Below are 11,918 nucleotides of genomic sequence, written 5' to 3'. Positions count from 1 at the left end.
ACTTTTTTCAATCCCGACATAAAGTCGTATCGCCTCGCGGATACCTGTCCTGGGGTCGTAAGCTGCAACTTACGACCCCCTTTCTCCGCCTCACTTTGTTATTCTATTCTTTACACTTTCAAAAAACAACCAACTTTTCATTTAATTATCTTGAAATCAAGATAATTATATAGCATAATTCCCTAATTAATCAATTCTTTCTTCTATTATACACGATTGTCATAATTGAATCATCATATTTCGACAATTGTTGCATCCACTAAACAAATTATTTGGATCGTACACTTTATAGGTTTATCATCACATGTATAGGTAATTAATAAACCATACCCAACTTTTAAAAGTTATAATACAGAAAGAAGGAATTGTAACATGAATGCAATAGTTATTGAGGCATACGGTTCCTCTGATCAATTAGTTGAAAAAGAAGTTCCAACACCATCAATAGAAGACAATCAAGTACTCGTGGAATTGTATGCGACTTCCATCAATCCAATAGACTGGAAGCTTAGAGAGGGATATCTACAGGAAATGCTTCCATTTCATTTCCCTATCATTTTAGGTTGGGACGCTGCAGGTGTTATTTGTGATGTTGGTTCAAACGTTACCAATTTTCAAATTGGTGATCGTGTTTTCGCCAGACCTGAAACAACTGCGAATGGTACGTATGCAGAATATACTGCTATCGACGAAGAACTTTTAGCCAAAATGCCTGAAAACCTTACGTTTGAAGAAGCAGCATCTGTACCATTAGCAGGTCTGACTGCATGGCAATGCCTTGTTGACTTTTCCAAAATAAAATCAGGAGATAAAGTATTGATTCATGCAGGTTCAGGTGGGGTTGGTAGTTTCGCCATTCAAATTGCCAAAAGCTTCGGGGCTTACGTGGCATCTACCGCAAGTGAAAAAAATGAAGCGTTTCTTAAAGAATTAGGCGTTGATGAATTTATTAACTACAAAGAACAAAATTTTGAAGATGTAATAAATGATTACGATATCGTCCTCGATACAATTGGTGGAGATGTTCAAGAAAAGAGCTTTGACGTGTTGAAAAAAGGCGGAAAATTGGTTTCTGTTGTTCAGCCTCCAGATGAAGAGGTTGCTAATTCAAAGAATGTTACCGCAGGATTTCATTGGTTAGAACCAAGTGGAAAACAGCTTGCTGAGCTTGGTAATTTAATCAAGCGGGAACATGTGAATACAAACGTCGGTCACACTTTTCCGTTTAGTCAAACCGGTTTACGTGATGCTCATAAATTAAGTGAAAGCCATCATGCAAAAGGAAAAATTGTAATTAAAATTAAATAGTAATTAAGAAAAGCGCAAGCGCTTTGGAAGACACGATAAAGTCTAACATAATGCTTTCTGACGTTATAAGAAAAACCTAGTTATTACTATGTCCATTTATACCTTATACTGAGAAAAAACATTTAAGATTACTACTAAAATAATAATCGGACACAGGTACCTTATTTAGTACAAAAAGCTCGATTTCAACCTGATTTTTTCCTAAATAAGGCACCATGAGTCCTCTTAACCCATAAAACAATGTGAAAAGTGAAAATAAGGGGCTCAGTGTCCTTTAACAAGCAAATGCTTGGAGTTATCAAGCATTATTTGCTTTTTAGACTTTTTGACTACTCATTGATTTCATACACCAAAATATCGAACAATTTTTCATCATTGTAAAGCAAAAACGCCCACTCTCCTGGTTTCGGTATATGAACACTTGAAGGAACGTGCGCATCAGCACCGTTATTTTCTCCCCCTAATGTTATTGTCCAACCACTCACAAGAATTTGATGTACTGTTTCAGACTTTTTATGAAAGCCTACTACGGTTAACTCTTTTTTTTGAGGATTATTAACCCCCCATAGATGCCACATCCACTTTTGACGATCTAAACTCGGCATATCCATTCCAATAACCCCTGATTTGTTCTCATTTCCAATAATATCTCTATCGCCAAACTTCGTAGCTTTTCTTTCCCAATCAATTGATGCAAGATCCTGTTTCTGAACAAAGTCTGGGATATCTTCAGGAAAGGTAATCTTTTCATATTCATTTTGAACAGTACACCCTACTATCAATATCAGACTCATGAAACATAATAGCTGAATTATCTTTTTCATTTCAACCATCTCCTTTAACCATAGAATTGTCCTAACTATAAATTCCACAGAACTACACAATATCCTTTTTTCGACGAACAGGAATCCCTTCCTTGAATAAAATACAGAAAAAATTCATTAGAAAACGGAGGGGCTAATATGGAGATTCTAGCTATTCTATCAGGTCCAATTGTGCGTCGTGTTGAGCCAACAAGCGTATATATTTGGCTTGCTACGAGTAAGAACTTCGACTTGAATGCTACTTTCTATCATATAATATTTAATGATAAAAGCAGTCCCAAGTATGAATTAATTGATACTTTTTCTGAGGTGAATACAATACAGGCTGGAGAAAATATGTACGTCCATTTAGTGAAAATCAATCCTGTTAAAAAAACTTTTCCAACGGATGCCTTAATTGGATATAATCTTTACCTAAAATATAATAATAACCAATTTGATCTATCCAGCTTCAACCTTCTAAATCCTGATAATTCAGCATCAATTGTTTATGGCAACCTTTCCTATCCTACATTTTCTATCCAGGAAAAGAACTCGTGTAATATCTTATACGGATCATGCAGAAAAGCCCATGGAGAAGGTGAAAGTTCCTTCGTAAGTGTGGACCATGCTATTGAAAAAAATGATGTGAAAAATAGACCAAACAATTTATTTCTTATGGGGGATCAAATTTATGCAGATGACGTAGCTGATCCGTTGTTTCACATGATAAATTCATGGAGTAAGACGCTTATGGGAGATAAATATGAAGATTTATCTGATACCGATGAACGATTAACAAAACAATCTTTTCAATCAGCCATTGATCAAATTCATGGAAGACAGTTTATTATGGAACATTTTTGTCATTTCACATCACGTAATGCCGCTAATCATATGATGCGATTTAGTGAATATGCTGTTCATTATCTGTTAGCATTTGGACCATCGTTATGGAGTGACCTATCGACATTCGAGCAATTAATGATAGATGATAAATTTTATTTTATGTATCCGAACGGACCTTCTTTTCATCATCAACGAGCTGAGGAATACGAAAACCACGAGTTTCGCTATCATGTTCAGACGAAAAAGCTACAAAAATTCATCCAAACATTGCCTCATGTTAGGCGGGTTCTTGCCAATATACCTACCTACATGATTTTCGATGACCATGATATTACGGATGACTGGAATATTTCAGCAGAATGGCGGAGTCAAGTTTATGGAGAACCATTAGGAAGGGAGGTTATTTCAAATGGCTTAGAGGCATATTTTTTATTTCAGGGATGGGGAAACAATCCAACTGCATTCCATAACGATTTTCTCAAGATGGTAAAAGGACAGAAATCAAAAGAAAGCATACTTACTTTTCAATCCTGGTATTTTGTTACACCAACCAATCCAAAAACATTATTTCTAGATACAAGAACAATGCGTGCGTATGATCTAATTCCTGAGCCAATTCGGTTTGGTTGTACTGTTGCCGAAGACGTTAATGCTCCGCAACTAATCAGCAAAAATAGTTGGAAAAAAATAGCTGGAAGTATAGAAAAAAGTGGCCGGAAGCAAGGTGAAAGATTAGCAATTGTTTCACCTACACCATTATACGGGATCGGTGTTATTGAATCTTTTCTGCAAGATTATGTTTATCCATTACGAATTCTTGGATTACCGATGAGGTATTCATTTGATTTTGAAGCATGGAAATATAACGGTAAAGGGTTTAACCAATTTTTGCAACAGTTGGCAGAATGGAGGCCAAGTCAATGTTTTATTTTATCTGGCGATGTTCATTATGCAGGTGTGGTAAAATCCAACGTAGAATTTGATAATAAACAAACGCTCACAATCCATCAATTTACTAGTAGCCCAATTCATAATATGAGTTTCTCAGGACTATGGGGATGGTTAATTAAACGTACAGTTTGGTTCAACTCGAGGAAAAGAAAAGAACAGGCGATTTACCGATCTTGTGATCAGCATAATAATCTTCTGAAGAACGAGAAAATCCTTCAGAAACATAAATGGCGAGAAAAAATCAACTACTTGACTTCATCTAATGGTTCCATTATTGAAACTAACAATAATATTGGTTTAATTTCAGTAGGTACTGAATCTGTTACGAATCGGTTGTTATTATATAACGGAAACCAGACAAAAGAACTCACCTACAAACAAGCTAAATAATCCAATATCTGACTCCATTCCACTATCTCCCCACAAATGACTTTTTATATTTACCCGGAATCGGACTAGTTGAAGGAAGTTCTATTACATCCACTTCCAAAATCGAATGTTTGGTAGGATTTTGTTCCATTACAAGCAATGAGCTGAATGAATGGGTACTGATTAAGTAGCCCTGTAATATCGTTCGGTTCTTCATCTGTAATAACTACTACCTAAATTTCCTTCACGATAACAAGCACCAATTACATCCCATAAGGCTAATTGATTGATAAAGGCAATCTTATCTTGATAGTTATCGAGTGGTTTCTGATTAAATAGTTCGAATAAAATTCCCCAAAAATGATTTCGTGGTTTCCATAATATTGTTGGTTTTTGATAGACAAGGCACTTGGCATGAATACTCCCACCACTTCATTTCTCACAAAACTTGAAGTGGGGGTTTCTGGGGTTTCGACTTTAACCGACGATTAACCACCAGTGGAGTTGACACATTGGTGTGCTAAAAACACCCAACCCCGCTACCCCATTGGTCCTGCCTTTGGGATTACTTTTTTTACTTCAACACCAACGTTGTTGGTTGTAATAATGTTTTATGGCATACTTCTTCAATAGCATTCGCGAATACTTTTCTCATGATATTTCCAGAACCGTTTACGTCTGCGTTAACGATTGCTCCGTTTTTCGAGCGATAAATGCCACGTGTAATACGCTTACCGGAAAATGTTTTATTTGTATCACTTTTTCCGTAAACGGGCATGTCATCATTATCAAGAAGGCTAGCCTTTGAGGTATAGGATTCTTCGGTTACAATCACTTGAATACCATGACGTTCCGCTTTATAGGTGATCATTTGAATGAAATGGCTATGCGGGATGCTAGTGAACGATTGATTGTTTTTCTTACCCATATTGGTGTGTTGTTTCCACTCTTTGTTTTGACCGATTACAATCGTATCAATATCTTCTTTCACTGCAATCTTTTCAATTTGATGACTTGCCTTATGAAACAAATCTTTTAGCTGGCTATGGCGTTTGTTGTTGATTTTTTCTAACCTTTTTGATGTAAACAGCCCTTCTTTTGCATTTTTTCCGCAGCGAATAATGCCAACATACCGCGCTCTAAGTTGGTTATATCGTTGATTTATCGATTTAATATTTTTGCCCTTCACTAATACAGGTCTTCGTCCTGTGTTTGTGACAATGGTTGCAAGGTTATCAATCCCTAAATCAATTGACATAATGCGATTGTTCGTTGTTCTTGTTTTCTCTGCCGTTTTTATCTCAAAAATCAGTTCAACGACATAATGTCCATACCTTGGATTTACGCGAACTTGTTTTAGTTTTCCATCTGTATAACCCAATTTCCCAATGTTAAGCCGTTCCTTAATCTTTGGGAATTTTAAAAACCTGTTTTCTTTTATCACGCAATCTTGATTCGAAAAAGAAATTTCTTTTTCTTTTGAACGACAATAGCCAGGTATTTTAGGTTTTGATTTAAATTTTGAAGGATTAGCCTTGAATTCTCTTAAACTACCATAAAACGATTTCCAGTTTTGAAAAACTGTTTTCATTACACTTTGGCTAGATTGTATTGGTAAAGCACGGTAATCTTTTTGACTCATGGACTTAAAAAGTGCATCTAGAAAGGTATAGTCAACGTATGGTTTTTGTGTAGTTGGTGCTTCAAACAAATTGCATTGGAATTCTTTTTGTATATCCATCGCTTTTGTTTTTTCTTTTATTCGTTTTTTATGATACACCAAACGTTGATTCTCGTTGATTTTTGGCAAGTGTTCGTGAATGGATTCTAATACTTCTTTTTGCAAGGGGTGTAATGACTGTTTGTTTTGTGTTAATCCAGTGAACACTTGGCGGATATAAAAGTTCGTGGTGTTGTGTATATTTTTGGAGTTCTGACACATTTCTTGGAAATAGGCATGCATACGATGTCCTTTTTTTACCCAAATTTGCATGGTTTTATAATTTTTATTTTCTTTCAATGTATTTTCACCTCCGAACATACGTTTGTATATAATAATACCACAGATGCGTTAAGAAACCTAACAAAAAATCGCGAACCGCCAATTCACCTCCCACTTAATTTTTACACGAAAATGTGAAAAAGGAGTCCTTTTGAATTAAAGGATAGACCCGAGAATCAATACTTTGGGGTTATCTGAAATGATTGGGTCTAAACCGTTTAATTTTGCTGTCATCTATTCATCAGTCCTTATTCCAATCCCTTTTTAACAACGAAAAGCAGAAATGATCATAATATTTTCCATGATAAAGGTGTTTATCACGAATAATCCCTTCATTTTTGAAGCCTAATTTCTCTAGCAGCTTTGTCGAGCTACTGTTATCCACTGCAACAAAGGCCTGTATTCTGTTTAGACCCATATTTTCAAACGCATTAACTAATGCTGGATTCAACGCTTCTTCCATATAACCCTGTCCCCAATGATCAGGACTTAAATCGTATCCAATTTCAACTATATTGTTGCGCTTATCCCACAGATGGAAGCCACACGTCCCTATTAATTGACCATTATCTTTTCGTTCCAATCCCCAACGATTGTAGGTTTTCTCTCCAGGTTTCGAAAAGAAATCAATTAGTTCAACAGCTTGATCCATCTTTGTAAACGTTTCTTCATCATACAAATATCTACAAACATCCTCATTTGAAAAATGATCATAGACAAAATCCTTATCGTCCATTCGGAACTCCCTAAGTATCAGTCTAGATGTTTCGAATTCCGGGAAATAATTCTTTTTATCCATTACGTTCAATCCCCTATACTTCCATTTTTCACCTATTATAACATGAAGAAGCCCGATACCTTCTCCAGTTTTCCAGAAAAAGTACCAGGCATTCACCTACTACATATCATGTGATTCGTTATGTTTCTGTCTAGAATGATTTCTATTTTTCACCTTATGGGAGCCACTTAGCGGTTCGCCGTAAGGTTGCTTTGGACTTTTTGGTAAATTCGGTTGTTCTTGTTGCTTTGGACCTTTAGGATTTTTAGACATATATATACGCTCCTTTCTAACTAATAGTTTCTGAAAGACAATAGCAATTTATGCATAAAGTGAAACATCATTCAGTGGGGGGTTCTTCTCCCACTGAATGTTAGTTGAACAGAATCGGACCAATACGTGCAGTTGAATCCCTTCTTAATGTTTACCAATTTTCTGCGTCATCTTGAAGAAGGGATTTTACTGTACGTTATGGCGGGATAAAGTGAAACTTCATTCAGTGGGTTTTCTTCTCCCACTGAATCGGAACTTGAAGAATGGATTTTAATGCTCGTTAAGGCGGGTAAAAATATCTTTCCTATACAGGCTTTGATTTGATATGATACGTATATTGGTTTACTTAGAGGTGAGATGATGAAGGCAACGATAATTGGTATACTTTCTGCATTGTTTTTCTCCGTAACATTTGTTTTAAATCGATCGATGGAGCTTGACGGAGGTAGTTGGGTTTGGAGTGCTACGCTTCGTTTCTTCTTTATGCTGCCATTATTACTTATCATTGTTGGTTATAAACGAAACGTTAAACCTGTTATACGCCATATCAGGGCTCAACCCTTACCATGGATCATTTGGAGTACAGTTGGGTTTGGATTTTTTTATGCTCCACTTACATTTGCTACTATTTATGGTCCTGGATGGCTCGTTGCATCTACATTCCAAATTACGATTATAGCTGGGTCATTATTAGTTCCTTTGTTAAGTAAAGGTAAAAAACAGCGTATTCCTGTTCGAAGCATTTTTATATCGTTCATTATACTAGCTGGTATTTTTCTCATGCAAGCTGAACATGCATCCTCTGTTCCATTTATCAATGTTGTGTTAAGTATATTGCCAATTATCATTTCTGCATTTTCATACCCACTTGGCAATCGGAAGATGATGCAAATCGTTAACGGTGAATTAAACACATTTCAGCGTATACTAGGGATGACTATTACTAGTATGCCATTCTGGATTCTATTGTCTATTTATGGAATGACAACACAAGGTGCGCCAACTTCAAATCAGGTATTCCAAACATTAATTGTTGCTGTCTCATCGGGGATTATTGCTACGGTATTATTTTTCTATGCTACAGAACTTGTGAGTCATGATAATCACAAACTTGCTGCAATCGAAGCCACACAATCAGGAGAAGTCGTTTTTGCTTTATTCGGGGAACTTATATTTTTAAGTGCCCCACTTCCAAGCTTGGTATCATTTGCTGGTATGGCTTTAGTCGTGATTGGAATGATCCTACATAGTGTTGTATCTTCTCTTGGAAATCGTAAAAAGATGCTTGTTTATAAGAAAGTATCTGGGGAATGAGAATCGGATCATTTATATAAAACCGCGAACTAGATCGAGCCGGCGAGACTAGTCAGTAGCGGACACAGAAGCCCTTATTTTCACTTTTTGGACGTGTTTTATGGGTCAAGCGGACTCAGGAGACCTTATTTAGGTAAATACGAGTTGAAATCAGGCTCTTTTGCTAAATAAGGTATCCTGTGTCCGCTAACATACACTTTTGCCCTAATTTTATGCAAATAAGGTATCTGGTGTCCGCTTAATTTAATTTTTATAGTAGTAATGATAAAATGTTTGTTCCCAGTATCCGTATACTGCGAACTAAGTAAGTGCTATGTTGATTTCCGCTCCAGACAGTCGCTTTCCGTAGCGGTCGAAGCTAAATTTAAATTTTCACTAGTTCGCCAATTCCTTCGACTGCGAGCCTATATGTCACCTAGATTTAAAAAAACTGTTATGCAAATCCGCATAACAGTTTTTTTAGCTATTTCCTTCTGCGCGTGCCAGTGCTTCTCTTTCTTCAGCAGGGGTAGTTCCCTTAATAAAAAAGGACAATATTAACGCTATAATTGTTATTCCAGTAGTCACGTAAAACGTTATATTAACACCATGAATCAGTCCGCTCGGATCATCTGTTAATGCAGCTGCAGTCATTATAGTAATTAGAATGGCAGTTCCAATGGATGCTGCAACCTGCCGCATTGTATTATTCATCGCTGTTCCATGTGGTATGAGACGATTCGGCAGCTGATTTAACCCTGCAGTAGTCGCAGGCATCATGACCATCGAGATTCCAAACATTCGAACAGCAAATACTATTGTCAGATACATTAATGATGTTTCCGCACTTAAGTCTGTAAACAAAAATGTAGTTATAGTTACAATCGATAATCCCGTAATTACTAACCATCGTGCACCAATTTTATCAAAAATTCTTCCTGTTACTGGAGACATGAATCCCATAAGCAGCGCACCTGGCATCATCATAATTCCTGATTCAAGAGCAGTAAACCCAGCCATATTTTGCATATAGATAGGTAGAATTGTTTCTGCCCCAATAAGACCAATGAAGACGATCATTCCAATAATCGTAGTAATGGTAAATACATTGTATTTAAAAACCCGGAATTCCAAGATTGGTTGCTTCAATTTAAACTGCCTTAGAATAAACAGCATTAATGTCACCGCACCTACTAATAATGAGAGTATGACATACTTGTTTGTCCACCCGTAGTTCCCTGCACTACTAAACCCGTACAGTAATCCTCCAAAACCAAATGTGGATAATACAATCGATAAATAATCAACCTTTGGAAATGTTCTAGTAGTTACATTTTTCATAACAAAATAAGCTACGATGATATCGATAATTGCGATTGGCAAAATAATATAAAATAAGTACCTCCAAGGATAATGTTGCACAACCCAGCCGGAAATTGTCGGTCCAAGCGCTGGTGCGAAAGAAATAACTAAACCTACCATTCCCATTGCAGAACCACGTTTCTCAACAGGGAAAATTAATAAGAATATGGTCATCATTAGTGGCAACATAATGCCTGCACCTGAGGCTTGCACAACTCTGCCTATCATTAATACAGCAAAATTAGGTGATAGTGCACAAATCAATGTTCCAATCGCAAAAATAATCATTGCCGTTAAAAACAACCTGCGTGTCGTAAAGGTTTCCACTAAAAAAGCTGTTATGGGTATCATGATTCCATTTACTAGCATGAAAATAGTAGTAACCCATTGGGCAGTGTTTTCCGTAAGATGCAAATCCTCCATTATATGAGGAATTGCTGTAGCTAAAAGCAATTGGTTAAGTATCGCTACAAAAGCACCGGTGAGTAACACAGCAACGATCGGAAGTTTATTTATTTGTTCTACATTCTCCGTGTAATTTTTTTTCATTTTTTCTCCTTCTCGCCACTCATCTATATGGAAAAAAATTCGTTGTAGTAAGCATTCATTATATGGAAGTAACAACCTCAATGTCAATTGTAGGAGCTTCTAATCAGACAACAACATAAAACAAACCATTCTAAATATACAATTTATTTACAAAGAAATTTTATCTCTTGTGTTACAATGAAAGTAGCTAGCATATGTATAGATTATTTGAAGGAGAGGAATGATTTTATGTTTGGAAAAGTAGCATCAGATGTACTTGGGATTAGTGATGTCGGAAAGGTAATTAAACCTGTAGATTATGACAAAGTGGATTCAGATGATTATGTAATGCACGAAGATGACGAAAAAATATTCTTTTTGATTAAATCGCGATCAGATGAATATTGCTTTACAAATAAAGCTCTAATTCATGTGGATGGTACAAGTGCTGCAAGTAAAAAACGTACCCTTCGTCGTTTTGATTATCGCCATAACACTATCTCAGACGTAGTTCTTGAGACAGCAGGAACATTAGACAGAGATGTTGAAATCCAGTTCAAAATGGGGAATAGTGTACATAGTATTGACGTTCATAAGGACCACCTAGATGATCTAAAAGATTTATACAAAGCATTACTTATGATCGCAGAGACTACTAGAAATAACGAAACGTATATTAACTATTCAAGACAAAGTTTAGATTTCGCCTCAAGTACGCTAAGTCATAGTAGAAGTAATGAAAGCAAGCTATCTGATGAATTTAAAGAGATCAACGAAGCTGCCTTTTCTTGGCTAGTGGAAAATAAAGATAAATATAGTGTAAAAGACTTCGGCTACATTTTCGAGCGTTATATAAATAACTAAAAGACGTACCCCGTCACCATTTGACGGGGTATCTAATTTGAATTATTTCACCCACTCTAAAAACTCTAACCGATTCCCGAATGGGTCATTTACATAAAATCGTTTAGCACCTGGCAGACGGTCATCTTCCATCACGTCTACTTCCTTACTAAGCAAATATTCCTTAAAGGCGTCAATGTTTTTAACTCGAAATGCAGGATGCGCTTTTTTAGCTGGAGTAAATTCTTTCTCTATTCCGATATGTAATTGAATGGAACCAGCTTCAAACCATATCCCACCATTTTTCTTCAGTTCTTCTGGTTTTTCTATTTCCCCAAAGCCAAGTAACGCAGCAAAAAACTCTCTTGCTTTATCTTCTCCCCCTACTGGTGCCGCTAACTGAACGTGATCAATGACTTCGAAATGGTATGTCATTTATTTATCCTCCCTCCAGTCAAATCATAGCTTATAAAAGGATTTAAGGATAATACTATTTTATAATCATGTATGTTAAGTTTTACTTATACATTTACACATAAGAGATCAGTTTCTGTTTAGA

The 11,918-nt window shown here is 36.2% G+C and carries 11 protein-coding genes; 4 read left to right on the top strand and 7 right to left on the bottom strand.

The window, feature by feature from the left end; genetic code table 11:
• The first annotated feature begins 372 nt into the window (after positions 1 to 372).
• Positions 373 to 1,308, top strand: coding sequence for an NADP-dependent oxidoreductase (locus tag ACY9Z2_RS10940; protein WP_463609669.1), 936 nt, complete (start codon positions 373 to 375; stop codon positions 1,306 to 1,308).
• 329 nt (positions 1,309 to 1,637) lie between these two features.
• Here ACY9Z2_RS10940 and ACY9Z2_RS10935 read toward each other — a convergent pair whose 3' ends face one another.
• Positions 1,638 to 2,132 carry a DUF4871 domain-containing protein gene (locus ACY9Z2_RS10935; RefSeq protein ID WP_463609668.1) on the bottom strand — a complete coding sequence of 165 codons (495 nt, stop codon included), beginning with the start codon at positions 2,130 to 2,132 and terminating at the stop codon, positions 1,638 to 1,640.
• A gap of 138 nt (positions 2,133 to 2,270) precedes the next feature.
• Here ACY9Z2_RS10935 and ACY9Z2_RS10930 point away from each other — a divergent pair, with 138 nt between their 5' ends.
• Entirely contained in the window at positions 2,271 to 4,301 is a 2,031-nt protein-coding gene (locus ACY9Z2_RS10930) for a metallophosphoesterase family protein (protein WP_463609667.1), read from the top strand.
• Positions 4,302 to 4,323: 22 nt separating this feature from the next.
• On the opposite strand, the gene ACY9Z2_RS10925 is transcribed toward ACY9Z2_RS10930, so the two are convergent.
• The 4 genes from ACY9Z2_RS10925 to ACY9Z2_RS10910 form a co-directional block, all read right to left on the bottom strand.
• The gene (locus ACY9Z2_RS10925) at positions 4,324 to 4,497 is read right to left on the bottom strand and encodes a hypothetical protein (protein WP_463609666.1); all 174 of its coding nucleotides are present in this window, start codon (positions 4,495 to 4,497) and stop codon (positions 4,324 to 4,326) included.
• A gap of 357 nt (positions 4,498 to 4,854) precedes the next feature.
• Positions 4,855 to 6,321, bottom strand: coding sequence for an RNA-guided endonuclease InsQ/TnpB family protein (locus tag ACY9Z2_RS10920; RefSeq protein ID WP_463609665.1), 1,467 nt, complete (start codon positions 6,319 to 6,321; stop codon positions 4,855 to 4,857).
• Between the two features lie 202 nt (positions 6,322 to 6,523).
• Positions 6,524 to 7,081: a GNAT family N-acetyltransferase gene (locus ACY9Z2_RS10915; RefSeq protein ID WP_463609664.1), complete on the bottom strand. Its 558-nt coding sequence runs from the start codon at positions 7,079 to 7,081 to the stop codon at positions 6,524 to 6,526.
• A gap of 99 nt (positions 7,082 to 7,180) precedes the next feature.
• Complete coding sequence (locus ACY9Z2_RS10910) at positions 7,181 to 7,333, bottom strand: small acid-soluble spore protein P (protein ID WP_463609663.1); 153 nt, start codon at positions 7,331 to 7,333, stop codon at positions 7,181 to 7,183.
• Positions 7,334 to 7,693: 360 nt separating this feature from the next.
• Here ACY9Z2_RS10910 and ACY9Z2_RS10905 point away from each other — a divergent pair, with 360 nt between their 5' ends.
• Entirely contained in the window at positions 7,694 to 8,647 is a 954-nt protein-coding gene (locus tag ACY9Z2_RS10905) for a DMT family transporter (protein WP_463609662.1), read from the top strand.
• A 459-nt stretch (positions 8,648 to 9,106) separates the two neighbouring features.
• Here the strand turns inward: ACY9Z2_RS10905 and ACY9Z2_RS10900 are convergent, their stop codons facing one another.
• The gene (locus ACY9Z2_RS10900) at positions 9,107 to 10,537 is read right to left on the bottom strand and encodes an MDR family MFS transporter (protein WP_463609661.1); all 1,431 of its coding nucleotides are present in this window, start codon (positions 10,535 to 10,537) and stop codon (positions 9,107 to 9,109) included.
• Positions 10,538 to 10,765: 228 nt separating this feature from the next.
• Between ACY9Z2_RS10900 and ACY9Z2_RS10895 the strand changes: the two genes are divergently transcribed.
• Entirely contained in the window at positions 10,766 to 11,380 is a 615-nt protein-coding gene (locus tag ACY9Z2_RS10895) for a PH domain-containing protein (protein WP_463609660.1), read from the top strand.
• A gap of 42 nt (positions 11,381 to 11,422) precedes the next feature.
• Here ACY9Z2_RS10895 and ACY9Z2_RS10890 read toward each other — a convergent pair whose 3' ends face one another.
• Positions 11,423 to 11,794 (bottom strand): VOC family protein, encoded by a 372-nt coding sequence (locus ACY9Z2_RS10890; RefSeq protein WP_463609659.1) that lies wholly within the window; start codon positions 11,792 to 11,794, stop codon positions 11,423 to 11,425.
• Positions 11,795 to 11,918: the final 124 nt, after the last annotated feature.

The sequence above is a fragment of the Virgibacillus sp. GM2-2 genome (assembly GCF_055329585.1).
The sequence above is the reverse complement of the archived record's forward strand: the minus strand, read 5'-3'. Positions and strand labels throughout refer to the sequence as shown.